The organism is Aliivibrio sp. S2TY2 (assembly GCF_028765525.1).
GTDB lineage: Bacteria > Pseudomonadota > Gammaproteobacteria > Enterobacterales > Vibrionaceae > Aliivibrio > Aliivibrio finisterrensis_A.
Genome location: NZ_JARACS010000002.1, coordinates 35741 through 51887, shown reverse-complemented (window position 1 = coordinate 51887; position 16147 = coordinate 35741). Strand labels below are relative to the sequence as shown.

Here is a 16147-nt window from a genome sequence, read left to right as displayed (position 1 = left end):
GTGAAAAGTTCCTAGTGGCGTATCACTACGGTAGGAAGTCTATTTAGAGTCTGTTTGATTTTTTGATAATTACTGTCAATTACGCGAAAATCATTATCTAAGTAGGCTTTTATTAATAAAGGATCTTGCTCCCATAAAGTTATTTCTCGAGGTTCTACCGCTGACTCTATTTGCTCTTGATAATCTTGGGCAACAGTTTGAATTAAATCAAAATTATCAAGATCTCTATGGTAAATAAGTTGAAGGTAAACAGTTATATTAATAAGGTCATTAATAGGATATTCCTTGCCTGTTGCTTCTTCTTTGAAATCCCCATTATCTAACTGAGTTAGAACGCCATTCTCGATTAATTTACCAAGTACGGTATTAATACCATAGTTTAGCGCGTCATTTGTTAATGTTTCGAAACCCCAAGCATGCAATTGATCTACAACAGGTTTTACTTCGTTTGACATTGAACGAATTAACTCATGATTTTTGAACGCAATAACAGTTTGGTATACTGGTGTCATATTTAGGAATTTATCCCATGAATTAAGAACCGTTTGTAACTCAGCTCTTGTGTATGCAGCAAAAGTTGTCGTTAACTCACTTGGTGAAAGTGCGTCTAATTGATGAGCGTATTTCCAAGCAAGGGTATTTTCTTCAGTCGCAGCGTATTTTTTATTGCTTAATACGAAGGTTATATTCTCATCTGGTAGATAATAATTGTCTGTCTCTTTTACCCAACTGTTAAATTGGTTAATTGAACGCTCCTGGACATCGTAATCGGAAGATTGAATATTTTTTGCTGCCATTGCGATCAGCATCGTAGGTATGTCTGCACGAGCAGTACACGATATGTTTAAAAACTCGTTAATGCCACATGGCATAGGAGGTAAAGCTTCCAACTTATCAGTAAAGTGAAGACTTACTGGTATCTCAGGAATGATCGTTTCACCCTTACTATTAATCATTTCAACTGGTGAGGCAAGTGGGGTACCTGCAACCAAGTGCTCCATTATATTATCAAACTCTTGCTTAACTCCTGGCCAATCCATTAGTGCAGCAAAGCTTGGCTCATCAGTGTAGCGTAAAGTATAACGACGGGCTAAGAAGTATGAAGATAAAGCTTTATCTGGCCAGATACCTAATGTTGATACTGAGTTAGAGTAGTTATTATCTGGAGAAAAGCTACTTACCGAGTTCAAAAATTTGCCACCTTTGGTCTCCAGTGTTGCTTGCGTGAAGTTTCCTGTGTCGCGATCATTATTTACTGTTGCGATTGCTTCTTGAATGACATCATCAAAACAAGAGGCTGAAGAAATATCATAATCTTCAGGGATGTAGCGTCTTAATTTTAATGATAAATAATCACCAAAGGAAACAAGTTGACTCTCGATGATAGCGGCTTCAGGATCTGTGCTTTCTTTTGTTTCGATAATGCATTGATGCTCTGGTGTTTTTAATACACTTAAAAAGAAGCTTGCGGCTTGTTTTGCTGCATTTCCGTATTCACAATACCATAAGTCGTTTTTCTTACCAATTCGACAATCTGATTCAGTAATGAAACCAAAAAAATCAAGGGGTTTATCTGTTGGCCTTGTATATCCTAATTTAGAAAAAAAGTTATCTTGAAGTTCAGTATCTTCGATGACTTCTCGAATTTCGTTCATGAATGAAAAACGACTTTGAATGTAGCGAATATAATTACCAGTTGTTAATCCAGAGTCACTTAAGATCCCTGCATTCGTATTTTCATAGTTATCAAGGTAACGCTGCCATTTATAAAGAACGATTTCTTCTAAGTTGGTACCTTCGTCAAAACGGTTACAGTCACTATTTAGGCTTACATTTCCATCGGTACAGAAGTCAAAATCAACACGTTCAAATTTGCTATTAGCATTTTGATCTTCAACTTGCTTAAAATAATGCATGACACCATATTTAACCGCATCCGCTTGATGTTCTTGTAATGCCAGTTGATCAAATTTACTCAAATCACAAGTATACTTAGACATATCAGAGCCATCACTATTGATATCTCCAAGCTGTTTAACTTCTGTACATGTTATATAAGGGTTATTGACATTTAAATGAGATGCAACGCCACTAGAGGCAAAGTTTTGATAGCTTCTATATTGTGATGTTTGTGCATTGTGAATTGCTAAATAATTGTCCCATGTTTCGTATTGAGCAAGGATTTCTTGAGTCTTTTCCCATGCACTTAATTGTGCTTGTTCTTCTTCTGTTAATTCACGATCATCAGGAGCGATGAACTCAGGTGCTTGCTCAATAAGATCTTCTGGTTTATCTACTTGCGGTGATGGTGAAAAGTCGATTACATCTACTTTACGGCCGTAAGCAAATTTAAATGCAGCGACATCATAAAGTCCCCACGTAGGGATCTCATCAAACATGCTTGGTGCGTAATCCATTGTTGAGCTATATGCCGGAATACCATTGATACCTAATGCTTCAGCTTGAGCTGGTGATAAATAGTTATTCGAATCGTTAGATCCTTTGAAGTTATGACGCAACCCAACGTTATGCCCTATTTCATGCACTAAGGTATTAGTGTAAGTGGTGATAGTAAGCATATCTGCCGCTTTTCTTTGTAGCTCAGGAGGCAGTTGCTTCCATTTTTTCAATACTTTAGCTTGTAGATGATCACCATCATAAATTTCTGTGAAATAAGCGTCTGATAAATTCAGGTTTTCAAGCATGGTTTTTTGTGTAGCTGAAATCCACATTGCTTCAATAGGGTATACGCTATTTTCTGACCAAAGTTGAAGTCGTTGCATGTCCGCTTTAGCTACGTCTTCAAAACTAGAGTGATCATGAACTGGATTAAGGTGACTAAGTTGAATAGGTGGAAGAGAATAATTGTCCTGAATTGGTTCAATGTATTGAGCTAGCTGAGAACCATAAGGATCTTCATCTACAATTCGATCTGCTTCAAGTTGTCTAACAACTTGATTATTCATTGCTTGTTGAACTTGCTGATTTTCAACGGCTGCTGCTTCTGCAGGTGTTTCATCAGGAACGACGGGTTTTTCTTCAGGCACAAAATAATTCACATTCGCTAACTGTTTGCTATTGTATAAACGGACTAAATTATTCCAGTAGTATGATGATCCAGTACGAGCTACGCCCGAGTATTGGTTTACATGTGCTTTAATAATCTCACCAGTTCTTGGGTTAGCAATCGACGGACCATAACCTAATAAGCCATTATCAAGAGGCTCATCAACAAGATTGATTACGTTATAACGCAAATCTCCCGCATGAATACCCATGCCTTCTGTTTTATTAACGATCTTAATATGTGGCTTTCCACTGTTAGGCTCAAGTACATTCAGTGTTAAGTTCATTTTATTGATAGTTTCAATGGTAGCATCAAGGTAGATCTTGTTTTTATCTTCAAAGAAATTGTCAGAAAGATAATAGTCGATGCTGCCTTTTGAGGGATTAAAGCGATTTAGATAGGTTATATCGTTGTATTTATTCGTAATAGGATCAAGTTTTAATGTCGTTGTTGTAAAGAAACCAAAGTCATCATCATCTCCACCAGGGTAAACAATAGGGGTGTAATCTTCAGAGGCTAAGTGACTTTCATGAACCAATGAGTAATAGAAGCGAGATTTGAATGAGCCTTTTGCCATCTCTTCTTCCATTGCTGACCAATCCATATAGCGAGATAGTTTGTCAAAATTGATCTTAAATGTTTGCTCAAGCTCGAAGTTTAATACCCCTTTCTTTGGATCAAACTCCCATGAGATCACTTCTGGTGAACCTTGAGGTGTTAAGCCGTCTTTGGTTCCATATAACTCATCCCAGTTTAAGTCACTAACTAGTGTTGATTCGGGGCTTGGCGTAAAGTGGGTATTGTTTCTAAAGGTGGTGTTGCCAAGGTTTGGATCTGAATCTTTCTCTTCCGTGTTAGTACAATCACCGTAGCTGTCTTCTCGACATTGATACTTTGCATAGCTACCAGGTATAGTCATAACGTGAGGGAAGTTAACTTGGTCATCTGAACCAATGTTATTTTGATCTTGTGGCAAACAGTAGCCATTCTTATCTTTAGGTAATAAAAGATCTGGGTTGTTATTGTCGTACCCACGAACTTCTAAACCTTCGTCAGAAAAACAAAGTTCAACATAACGGCCCATACCTTGTAAGAAAGGAAATTGAGTTACGGCAAAGCGAGGTGCAGCACCCGTAGTTGGCGCATAAAACCAGCGTCCATCAAGACGAAGATCTTGAACCTGAACTTCGGTTACATCTTTTTCTAATGCATCATATTCTTGCTCTTCTGGTGCACAACCAGTCAGAGTTGCGGTAACGGCCGCGGCTAATGAAAGTTTTCTAAATATCATAATGTTCACATCCTGTTGTTATTTTTTTTCTTCCTTAAAAGGAGTAAGTCAGTCCTAAAGAGTAGGTTGCTTTGGCTTCATCAAAAATATCAAAGCTGCCTAGTGTTCCTTGTGCGGCGTCGGTATATACACCAGAAGAGGCGAGTGTGAGAGACAGAGATAAATCATCACGTAAGTTATAACCTGTAGTTAGGCTGCCCCCGTAACTGTAGCCATCAGCCCAACGTCCGTTATAATTAATTGAGGTACCACCCAGTGCAGATGCAGAGAAGAAAGCATCTCCATAGGTATAATTTGCGGCAAGCAATAGACCTAAAGCCCATGAAATATTGACATTTCCATTGGGTGACGTTGTATATTGATGAAAATTTTTCCGTATTCTTGGCGCTACGGTTATACCGATATCAGCAAGTTTGAATGAAATCGGCGTTTGAACTCGAAAAGCCGTATTTAAAAAGTTATCTTGTGAAGATTGAGAGGTTGGGATCGAGAGCTGGCCGCTAATAGATACATTACCGCTTTCTCCAAATGTTAATAATGATGATTTTGATAAGCCTACAACAGTATCTGTTGAGTAAAAACCTTCTGCGCCTTGCAGGGTTTGATAGCCGCCACTGTTTGCATAAAGTGAGTAGCTCTCCCAAAAGCGAAAATGTAACGAGCCGTGAAATGACAGTGCTCTGCTTGAGCGGTAATCCGAGGCTTGAAAGAAATTACTGTCATAACCTAGAGACAGAGATCCCCCCCATGCGTTTGTTGAGTTGCCTGTTGTTTTTTCTTCTGATGCTTTTGCTATAGGGTCTTCTGTTTCTTCTGCAAATACTGGCTGAGCTAGTATAAGAGTACAACCAATGAAGCGAGATAGCATTGACATCCTTGTACTATTTGTCTGCATAAATGACTTCCGTGTATAAAAAGTGCTTATATAAGCAAGAACTGACGTTTTATAATAATCCCGTCATAAACTTGACGGTGTAACATATTTGTAACCTTTAAATGAGTGGGTCGGCAATAATTAATAGTTTTATAAGGTATATGGTTTAATTTTTGAGTTTAGAGAGGTCAAAAACTGAAACTGAACTGGTATTTTTAAACAATATAAAGTAACGTTAATTTTAATAGTTAAATAACATCAAGGAAGTAGTTATGGGGTTTTGTGCAAGCTTATTACTTAATGCATTACGGGTTAAGTTAAAAGAAAATGATCTTACTTATAATGAACTGTCATTAAAGGTTAATGTCCCGATTTCAACATTAAAGCGTCATTTTCATAGTAACTCTATTGGTATTGATAAATTGATGGAATATGCAACCGTATTAAATACTAATATTGAAGAGTTATCTCAAATAGCTCGAGATATCCATAATCGAGAAGAAGGGACGAGAACCGAAGTCTTAGATGAAGTGTTCTTTAATCACCCATATATTTACGACTTTTTTTATGAAATTCATGTTAAAGGACGTCCGGTTGATGATGTTGCGAAAGAAAATGGTTTAACAGAGCAAAGTGTTTATATATATTTAAGATCATTAGAGATTATGGGATTGGTAGAGCTTCGTTCTGACGGGGAGCCAGCCTTTCTTACGCCCCCATATTACACCTTTTTTGAAGGCTCTAAGCTTGATAAACTGTTCACTGAAAAATTAAGATTAGAAGTGTTATCAAAAGAATCAAGGCCTGAAGTTGGAATGTCGCGTGTTTGCTTAACACAAGAGCAAATAGATCAAATATCTGAAATGGTTTACGAAAAAATACAACACTTTCATTTTCAAAATAAAGAATCAAAAGACAGTGAAATGATAAGAAGAAATATATTACTAAGTGTAACAGAAGGTAATTATATTTATCTTTCTAATGGGCTAGTTAATATAGATTCTGGACTATTAAAAGAATTGTATGAAACTATAAATGATAGCAGTGAAAAATAGTTAAAAATATTCGATGAATATCACTATTTAATGAAGGTTAAAAAGATAAATAATTAATAAAAGAGTTCATATAAAAAGCCCCATTATCCATATAAGATAATGGGGCTTTTATTCTTAAGGGCTTAATCCTTTAATATGATTAAATCCTTTTTATTGGGTTAAGCTAACAACTCTTTTGCTGTTTTCACTGCATTTTCAGTAGTGAAACCAAACATTTCAAATAATTGTTCAGCAGGTGCTGATTCACCAAACGTTGTCATGCCGATGATCTTGCCGTTTAAACCAACGTACTTGTACCAGAAGTCAGCAATACCCGCTTCAATAGCAACACGTTTTGTTACTGCTGATGGAAGTACTGATTCACGGTAAGCTTCATTTTGCTTATCAAATGCATCAGTTGCAGGCATTGATACAACACGTACTGCTTTGCCTTCAGCAGTTAGTTGAGCTGCTGCTTCAACCGCAAGCTGAACTTCAGAGCCTGTAGCGATAAAGATTAACTCAGGTTGGCCTTCACAATCTTTAAGAATGTAGCCACCTTTAGCGATGTTAGCTACTTGCTCTGCATCACGATCTTGTTGTGCAAGGTTTTGACGAGAGAAGATAAGTGCTGATGGGCCATCGCGACGTTCAATCGCTAGCTTCCAAGCCACTGCAGATTCAACTTGGTCACATGGACGCCATGTGCTCATGTTTGGTGTTAGACGTAGAGAAGCAATTTGCTCAACTGGTTGGTGAGTTGGACCATCTTCGCCAAGACCAATAGAATCGTGCGTGTAAACTTGGATGTTTTGCACTTTCATCAGAGCAGCCATGCGCATAGCGTTACGAGCGTACTCCATGAACATTAGGAATGTTGCGCCGTATGGTACGAAACCACCGTGCAGAGCAATACCGTTCATGATAGCCGTCATACCGAATTCACGAACACCGTAGTGAATGTAATTACCAGAGAAGTCTGTTGCTTCAAGCGACTTAGAACCAGACCACATAGTTAGGTTAGATGGTGCAAGGTCAGCAGAGCCACCCATGAATTCAGGTAACATAGCACCAAACGCTTCAAGTGCATTTTGAGATGCTTTACGTGATGCGATGTTTGCAGGATTAGCTTGAAGATCAGCAATGATTGCAGAAGCTTTCTCTTCCCATTCTTTTGGTAAATCACCGTTTACGCGGCGAGTAAACTCGGCTGCAAGCTCTGGGTATGCTGCTTCATAAGCTGCAAATTTCTCGTTCCACGACGCTTCCTTAGCTGCGCCTGCTTCTTTCGCGTCCCATTCTGCGTAAACTTCTTGCGGAATTTCAAATGCGCCGTGCTCCCAACCTAATTGTGCTTTCGCTGCTTTAATTTCTTCAGCGCCTAGTGGAGCACCGTGACAGTCGTGTGTACCTTGCTTGTTTGGAGAACCAAAACCGATGATAGTTTTAGTACAAATCAGAGTAGGGCGAGGATCTGCTTTAGCTGCGATAATTGCTGCATTGATTGCGTCAGCATCGTGACCATCGACAGCAGGAATTACGTGCCAGCCGTATGCTTCAAAACGCTTAGGTGTGTCATCAGAGAACCAACCTTCCACTTCACCATCAATAGAGATACCGTTGTCATCCCAGAAAGCAACCAGCTTACCAAGACCTAAGGTACCAGCTAGAGAACATGCTTCGTGAGAGATACCTTCCATCAAACAGCCATCACCCATGAATGCATAAGTGTAGTGGTCAACGATGTCGTGGCCTTCTTTATTGAACTGAGCCGCTAATGCTTTTTCAGCCATTGCCATACCAACCGCATTGGTAATGCCTTGACCTAGAGGGCCTGTTGTTGTTTCAATACCCGGTGCATAACCGTACTCAGGGTGACCTGGTGTTTTAGAATGCAGTTGACGGAAGTTTTTAAGCTCTTCAATTGGTAACTCATAACCTGCTAGGTGAAGCAGAGAATAAATCAACATAGAGCCGTGGCCGTTAGAAAGAATAAAACGGTCGCGATCAGCCCACTCAGGGTTAGCAGGGTTATGGTTTAGATGTGAACGCCAAAGAACTTCAGCGATGTCAGCCATGCCCATTGGTGCGCCAGGGTGACCAGAGTTTGCTTGTTGTACGCCGTCCATGCTTAGAGCACGAATTGCATTAGCTAGATGCTTATTTGTTAAAGAAGGTAGGTTCATAATGATTAACTCGAATATTTAAAAAGAATAGAGCAGGGTTCAGATCGCTTCGCTTAAAGGGTTCAGAGGTATTTGTGGTGGCTTCTGAACTAATACCAATTACATTAATTATCTGATCATTATTACTGGTTAAATTACTTAATAGTTGCGTTAAAAATTAGTATTGTAGAATAACTACTTATAAGAATTTTCGCCTTACTCTTAAGTGATTTTCCTACGTAATAAATAGGTCATCTAATTACTTGCATTGGTATAAACACAAACTCCCCTGAATTCTGCAAGGGAGCTTGCCGACCGATCTGAAACCTAGAAATTATAGCTTAGCTGCGATCATGTCTTCTAGCTTACCTTGGTCAACCGCAAAGTTACGGATGCCTTCAGCCAGTTTCTCAACCGCCATTGGGTCTTGGTTGTGATCCCATAAGAACTCAGCGTGAGTCATTGCAGCTGGACGCTCTTTATTGCCGTTAGTATCAATCAGTTTCTCAACCACTTCGCCAGTTGCTTCTTCAAGCTGTTGAAGTAAGTCAGGGCTGATAGTTAGACGGTCACAACCCGCAAGCTCAAGGATTTCACCAATGTTACGGAAGCTTGCGCCCATTACTACTGTATTGTAGCCGTGTTCTTTGTAGTAGTTGTAGATACCAGCAACAGAGATAACACCTGGATCTTCAGATGCTTCAAAATCACGACCTTCTTTTGCTTTGTACCAGTCCATGATGCGACCAACAAAAGGAGAGATTAAGAACACGCCAGCTTCAGCACATGCGCGTGCTTGAGCGAAAGAGAATAGAAGCGTTAGGTTACAGTTGATGCCTTCTTTTTCTAGGATCTCAGCAGCACGGATGCCTTCCCACGTTGAAGCCAGTTTAATAAGAATGCGATCGTTAGTGATGCCAGCATCGTTGTACATTTTGATCAGTTGGCGTGCTTTTGCCACACTGCCTTCTGTGTCGTAAGAAAGGCAAGCGTCTACTTCAGTAGAGATACGACCAGGTACGACTTTAAGGATTTCTTTACCGATGCTAACAGCAAGCATGTCACACGTATCTTGTATTTGTTGTGCTTTGTCGTTGCTTTGCTCTTTTGCGTAAGCGATTGATGCGTCAATTAGTGGTGCGTATTCTGCGATTTGAGCAGCTTTAAGAATTAGAGAAGGGTTAGTGGTTGCATCTTCAGGCGTGTATTTTGCGATTGCTTCAATATCACCTGTATCTGCTACTACTGTTGTTAGTTTACGAAGTTGTTCTAATTTAGTTGTCATACTACTTGCCCTTACTGATCACATGCTATTTAGCATCTTCTTTGAAAGTCCGTCTCGCTGCCATCACGGTAATCTCTATGAGCAAATGCGATGGTAGTGAACATTTGATAGGTTGATAATTGTGTTTTCTGACTCAGATGTCAATGGCAAATGAAAGATAGTGTGAGAATACATAGATTTTTATGTGAATATTTGAGGGAGATCGTTTGCGCAAAGAAGCAAAGCCTCTGGTAATAGATTAATTTGCACTATAAATAAAGAAGTGAGAGCAGATAAGGGGTGCAGAAAGATTAAGGGTATATAAAGCTTCAGAATCGAAGGTGAAAAAAAGGCGGACAATTTAATGCTGTTCCGCCTTAAATGAATTAAAAATAATGAAATTAAAATTCGTTATAATCTTTCAAGTTCAGATATTGGGTTTGATGACTGACTTGTCGATGATAATTTCTTTTCGATATCGCTAATTATTTGTTTTGTAGAGCTATTGCTCGTATTTCTTGCATATTGTTGTTGGCTTAATTGTGTGATGAGTTCTTTAATAACAGTAACGTTAATGCCTTGATTAGCCCACTGTTCATTGTGGTCTGAAAGGATCTGATGAGCAAGAATTGTATTATTTTGTTTTAAAGCAGAGATAAGTGCTTTACTGCCATTACCTATCACTATAGTTTTTTGATTGGCAGTTGTGTTTGTTGCCTTTACTTTTGTTCGGCTTATTGCCCAACCAATTGCCGTTAATATCCATAAAAGAGCAAAAGCGAGTGTAGTATATGGCCAAAAACCATGATCAACTTCACGCTTTATTGTGGTTTCTGGTTGAGCATTTGTTTGGTTATCGATCTTTTGCTCATTAACTTGAGTGCTTGGTGTTACTGTTAACGTCAGTGAATCGAGTGTTGCTGTCTCAGATTTTCGTGTAGTGCTGTTCCACCACTGAATCGAAACTGCAGGTAATTTAACCGTGCCACCTGTATGAGGGATGATTACTTGCTTAATGGTCATCACACTATTGCCTTGGCTATCTTTATCTATTACAGGTTTCTCATCGTACATACGAACTGACTTAGGATAATCAATATCAAGCTTTGGTAATTTCTCTGGCGGTACATCAGCCATCATTAGGGTTATTTGACGAGTAATGGCAGTACCTGCTTCTACTGTGGTACTTGTTAATGGCTTCCCATCAACTAGCCATTGCTGCCCTAGTTTTAAATCCGTAGTCGGTAACCAAGTCCCTGTGAAATCTGCGGGTTTTGCTAATACGGTTAATTGATACTGTTTAGGGGTAATGTTTAGTGGGATTAATTTGGTGCTACGACCATAACGATCGGTTTGAACTAATCCGCCCGTAAAAGCTAAGCCATCAAAGCTTAATTGACCAGCTTGATTTGCACTGACACTAAACGCTTGTTCAACCACGGTTGCTTGCAGGCCATCAATCACGGTTTGATATTGTTTGCTTTTACCAATAGGAGAGAACTCAATACCAGCTCCTTGTGGTGTGATGATGTTTGGATCTTTTAAACGACGGATATCCGCAAAGATAGCAATCTTGGCATCAAATTGAGCGGTCTCACCTTCATACAATTCATCTTTAGTTAGCGAGCCGCTTACTTTAATAACGTCACTGCTTTTTGGAGCGGTAGCATCTTTAGTCACACGAATCGTTATTGGGTTAGTTTGCTCACCAGCGACATTCATGCTCGGAATGGTTAACGTGCCCATTTTTGTTGGGGCAATAGAAACCGTCCACTGGCTTTGTACGCTATAGTCGCCATTCACTAGTGAGCGTGAGCTACCAAAGCTGACTTGGCCACTGCGAAAATCAGGTGCAAGTTGGCTAGGGTCAAATTTACTTTGATCTGCGCTTTTATCGACAGACACCATTAATTGAATCACTTCGTTTTCAGTGATTTGGTTTTTACTCACCGTTGCAATGGCCTGAGCGTAACTTGCAGAGATGCCACTAACGCATAACGCTGCAAATAAGATTACTTTTTTGATTAGCGCTGTCTTTTTCATAGAAGCCTTCATTGTCGAACTCTTTACAGTAGAGTAGGGACTGGTTTGTCTTATACTCATTTTTATTACCATTCATTTTCAGAAGCTTGTGGTGCTTCTTGTTGTTGAGCTTGGAGATACAATAGAGCGCGCAGCAGTTCATCTTCTTTTGCGCCAGATTGCTCTAATTTTTGTAGACGAGGATCGGTTTTAATGGCGTCACTGTCGGCTTTTGCTTGTTGTGATTGCATTTGAGCTTGTCGCTCTTTTTCTTCGTCTGATTTAGGTTGTTTCTCTTTCTCATCACGAGCTTGTGCAGCTTGCTCTTTGTCTTTCTTCTCTTGTTCCTTTTTAGCTTGCTCTTTTTGTTGCTGCTCTTGAGAAGAATCCTCTGACTTATCTTGTTTATCAGACTGTGATTTATCATCAGATTGAGATTCATTTTTCTGCTGATCCTGCTGTGGATCTTGAGATGGTGAGTCTTTTGAATCTGAAGATTGCTCAGAGCCATCTTTGCTGTCTTTATTCTCTTGGTTTTGTTTGTCCTGTTTTTTATCTTGCTTGTCGTCTTTATTTTTATCCGATTGTTGATTCTTATCGTCTTGCTGCTGCTGTTGCTGTTTTTGCTCTAGCGCTTTATTGACGATATCTAAGTTAGTTTTTGCATCTTTCATATCAGGATTGGTTTTTAGTAAAGACTCATACTTGTCTTTTGCCTCTTCCAATTGCCCATTTTGCGCCAAGGCATTCGCAAGATTGTATTGAGATTGAGTATCTTCAAGACCCGTTAGGCTCTCAATCGCGCCTTTATAATCTCCAGCCTTATATTGAGCGGCTCCTTTCCATTGTTTGGATTTGAACTGCTCGCTTGCTGCTTGATAGTCTTTTTGCTCAAATTGTTGATACGCGCTGTAATCATCAGAAAGTAAGCGGCTTGATATATCAGTACTTGCCATGGATTTATCGACAGGCAATAGCACCAACAATAACGCTAAGAACATCCCTTTTCTAAAACAAAGCAGTGAGAACAGTACCAATGGGAAAAGCAGCCAATAACCATGATTAGCGCGACTGTTCACCTGGGTATCACTGTTTTGTGTTACTTGCTCTACTGGCGTTTTAGTTAAGCGTGCAATGGTTTCAATATCGCTATTATCCGATTGGATCAGTTGAGCAACGCCATTGGTAGCTTGTGCCAGTGTCACTAGTGGATCGGAATCCAAAGTCGCGACAACCGTTTTACCTGAAGCATCGATGAGTAACTGACCAGAAGGCAATTCAATTGGTGCGCCATTTTTGGTTCCTATACCTAATAAACTGATGCGCCATTTGGTGCCTTTAACGCGGCTCATCACTTTATCAAGCTGTTGATTTGATATTCCATCTGTCAGTACAACAATATCACCTTGTTGATGGCCTGATTTGGTCATCATCTCAATACTTTGATCAACCGCTGCTAATAAGTTACTGCCTTTCCCTTTATAAGGCATGATCTCTGGCGATAGGTTAGTAATTAAGTTATTGAGCGTTTGGCTATCTTCAGTTAACGGGCTCACTAAGTAACTGTCCGCACCATAAGCAACTAAACCTGTCATGCCTTCTTTCCAATAAGGCAGTAAGTCTTTCGCTTTGTATTTCTCTTGGGTTAGGCGATTCGGTTTTACGTCGGTCGCATACACAGAGCGAGACATATCCATTACAAGTACTCGCGCCCCAGAGAGCTGAAAACTTGGCGAGTCTTTATAACCAAAGCTTGGACCGGCGAGGGCGGTAGTCACACATAACCATGCTAAAACCAGTCCAAGCGTAAAGCCATTGCCTTGTGTCTTTTGAGTCATCCCCAATTGTTTGGCAATGTGTGGTGCAATCAACCCTGTGGTGTTTTTGTTTTTACGTTGAATAAGCACCAATAACCCAAGAGGGATAAGAGCTAAAAACCACAGTGGATAAAGAAAAGTAAAATTAGCCATGACGCTTTCTTACTCCCACAATAATAAAGAAGAAAAACAGATACCCCATTAACGGATAGCGGAACCACTCTTCATGCGGTCGCCAGGTTTGTGTTGCTTGAGTAATGGGCTCTAGTTGGTCGATGGTTTGGTAAATCTGCGCTAACTCATCGGCATTACGTGCACGGAAATATTGTCCACCCGTCATTGTTGCTATTTCAGTCAGTGTTTTCTCATCCAAATCACGCGCAGTATTGACGGTTTGTTTGCCAAAGAAACCACGAACCTGCATTTCACCCGCACCAATACCGACCGTATAAATCTTGGCATTGTTGTCTTTGGCTAATTGCGCTGCTTCTAATGGCTCGAGTACTCCGGCTGTATTGCCACCATCACTTAATAAAATAATGGTTCGTTGCGGGGCATTACTTTCGATAAAGGTTTTAGTTGCAAGTCCTAAGCCTTCACCCATGGCGGTCATTTGTCCCACTAAACCAAGAACGGTACGGCCCAGTTGTTGTTCTACCGTTTTTCTATCAAAGGTAAGTGGGGTTTGTAGATAAGCGTGATCGCCAAACAGTACTAACCCAAGACGGTCGCCTTTACGCTCATCAATAAAATCAGACACGACTTTTTTAACCGCCGTTAAGCGATCCACAAAATCACCACTCTCTGTTTTCATGTCTTCTTCAGCCATTGAGCCAGATAAATCGACCACCAACATCATGTCACGGTGCTCAGGCTGAATATCAACCGGATCGCCATACCATACCGGACGCGCTAAGGCCGCAATCAATAACAGCCAAGCCACAGACAATAAGCCAATGTTGATGCGTTTATTGGGTTGCTTATATTCTCCTTGCTCTGGAAGTCGAGGGAGATGAATCGCGGTACCTACATCTTTTTCAGGCACAAAAAAGTAAAACAGGAAGGGAATAGGTAATAAAAACCATGCCCACCACCAAACGAATTCAAGCATGTTGATGTCCTTTTGTTGATGTTGTTACTACTACTTTTTTTACCGGTAAAGCGTGAGATAGCCAATAACGCACATCATCATAGAAACGTTGTTGATTGGTTTCTGATAATGCTTGTTGTCCGTATAAAGCTAGTTCTAACATTTCTGCACGAGATGAGAAATGAACATTGGCCTGTTTTTTTACTGGTAATTGTTGTTCAACAAAATGCCACCACGCTAACCCATGAAGTGAGGCAATGCGCTCACGAGGAAAGTGACTTAACGCAGCTTGTTTTAATAAACGCGCAATGTCACTGGTTTGCTGTGGTGTTAATTGTGATAACTGCTGTAATGCTATACGTTTTAATACGCTTTTTTGACGTTGACTACGTATAAACCAAACGATGGCAATAACCAGTAATAACACACAGACGATAAGCCCATACCCCATGAGAGATAGCCCCCACGATGGTGCTTGTGGTAAATGAATATCCGCTAATGGTAATACATTACTTGCTGGTGCTTGTTGGGTTGAAGATAAAGACATTACATGGCTCCTTTATCTTGTTGTGATGGATCTTGTGACGACGTTAGTTGCGATAATAACGGCAAGCCTGATGACAAACAGTGCAACTGAATACCTAATTGCATCGCCATGTTTTCTACATACGCTTTGTGAAGATTAGCCTGCTGTTCTAATGCTTTTTTGGTCGATGATGACGAAAAATCTAACCATGCAGAACGTTTGTTATCAGAGACATATTCTGTGCCATTAAAGCGAGTGGAGCCTTGCTCAAGCGGATCGCTAATCATCACAAACTGTAAACGGTTGTGTTTGCTTAATTGACTGAAGATAGCCTGACATTCATCGGTCAGTGCATAAAAATCACTGATGATCACAATCTCACTGCCTTTAGGACATAAACGCTGTAACTGACTTAACCCGTTGGCAAAGGAACTGGCTTGTTGCGCGGTATCCTGAGGCTCTGAGTCACTGTTGGTATTATGCTGTTCAATGATGGATTGCATAAATTGCAGCACACTTTTCTGACGAGAAGAGGGCTTGCAATCTAAGGTCGATAATCCATCAAAGATGATCCCACCAACGCGATCTTTTGCTGCGAGCGTTATCCAGCTTAATAAACTGGCAAAATGCGCAGCTTGCACTGATTTAAACAGCAATTGAGAGCCAAAACGCATGGTGTCACTGACATCAATAAACAGCATGGTTGGTTGCTCACGCTCTTCACTGTAGAGTTTGGTGTGAGGTTTACCGGTACGCGCAGTCACACGCCAATCAATCGAGCGAATATCATCGCCCGGTTGATATTGACGTACTTCTGAGAAATCCATACCACGGCCTTTTTGTCGACTTTGGTGACTGCCATTCATTTTTGACCAGACAGATTGCGCTGGCGGCAGCCACTGTAATGAATGATTCTTATAGTGAACCAATTCATTAAGTGACAAGGTAACGCCATTACTGTGTGGTGGCAGCGATAGAGTAGTCTTATTCATAACTT

Annotated in this window: 10 protein-coding genes; 1 reads left to right on the top strand and 9 read right to left on the bottom strand. The window is 40.2% G+C overall.

What is annotated here, in order from left to right; genetic code table 11:
* Window positions 1–11: 11 nt before the first annotated feature.
* The gene (locus PVK63_RS04095; RefSeq protein WP_242511041.1) at window positions 12–4358 is read right to left on the bottom strand and encodes a MoxR-like ATPase; all 4347 of its coding nucleotides are present in this window, start codon (window positions 4356–4358) and stop codon (window positions 12–14) included.
* A gap of 34 nt (window positions 4359–4392) precedes the next feature.
* Window positions 4393–5253 (bottom strand): hypothetical protein, encoded by an 861-nt coding sequence (locus PVK63_RS04090; protein WP_130086381.1) that lies wholly within the window; start codon window positions 5251–5253, stop codon window positions 4393–4395.
* Window positions 5254–5504: 251 nt separating this feature from the next.
* Between PVK63_RS04090 and PVK63_RS04085 the strand changes: the two genes are divergently transcribed.
* The gene (locus PVK63_RS04085; RefSeq protein ID WP_130048815.1) at window positions 5505–6287 is read left to right on the top strand and encodes a transcriptional regulator; all 783 of its coding nucleotides are present in this window, start codon (window positions 5505–5507) and stop codon (window positions 6285–6287) included.
* Window positions 6288–6445: 158 nt separating this feature from the next.
* Here PVK63_RS04085 and tkt read toward each other — a convergent pair whose 3' ends face one another.
* The 7 genes from tkt to PVK63_RS04050 all read right to left on the bottom strand — a co-directional run bounded on the left by tkt (window position 6446) and on the right by PVK63_RS04050 (window position 16142).
* On the bottom strand, window positions 6446–8452 hold the full coding sequence (tkt, locus tag PVK63_RS04080) for a transketolase (protein WP_130086382.1): 2007 nt from the start codon (window positions 8450–8452) through the stop codon (window positions 6446–6448).
* A gap of 313 nt (window positions 8453–8765) precedes the next feature.
* Complete coding sequence (gene tal / locus PVK63_RS04075) at window positions 8766–9716, bottom strand: transaldolase (RefSeq protein ID WP_130086383.1); 951 nt, start codon at window positions 9714–9716, stop codon at window positions 8766–8768.
* A 390-nt stretch (window positions 9717–10106) separates the two neighbouring features.
* A complete protein-coding gene (locus PVK63_RS04070; RefSeq protein WP_242511042.1) occupies window positions 10107–11738 on the bottom strand; it encodes a BatD family protein in 1632 nt (543 codons plus the stop codon).
* 65 nt (window positions 11739–11803) lie between these two features.
* Entirely contained in the window at window positions 11804–13687 is a 1884-nt protein-coding gene (locus PVK63_RS04065) for a vWA domain-containing protein (protein ID WP_130086385.1), read from the bottom strand.
* Window positions 13680–14645, bottom strand: a complete 966-nt coding sequence (locus PVK63_RS04060; protein WP_130086386.1) for a vWA domain-containing protein — start codon at window positions 14643–14645, stop codon at window positions 13680–13682. Before PVK63_RS04060 ends, PVK63_RS04065 begins: the two co-directional genes overlap by 8 nt.
* On the bottom strand, window positions 14638–15171 hold the full coding sequence (locus tag PVK63_RS04055) for a DUF4381 domain-containing protein (protein ID WP_130086387.1): 534 nt from the start codon (window positions 15169–15171) through the stop codon (window positions 14638–14640). The genes PVK63_RS04060 and PVK63_RS04055 overlap by 8 nt, the downstream gene beginning before the upstream one ends.
* Complete coding sequence (locus PVK63_RS04050; RefSeq protein ID WP_130086388.1) at window positions 15171–16142, bottom strand: DUF58 domain-containing protein; 972 nt, start codon at window positions 16140–16142, stop codon at window positions 15171–15173. The genes PVK63_RS04055 and PVK63_RS04050 overlap by 1 nt, the downstream gene beginning before the upstream one ends.
* Window positions 16143–16147 lie beyond the last annotated feature (5 nt).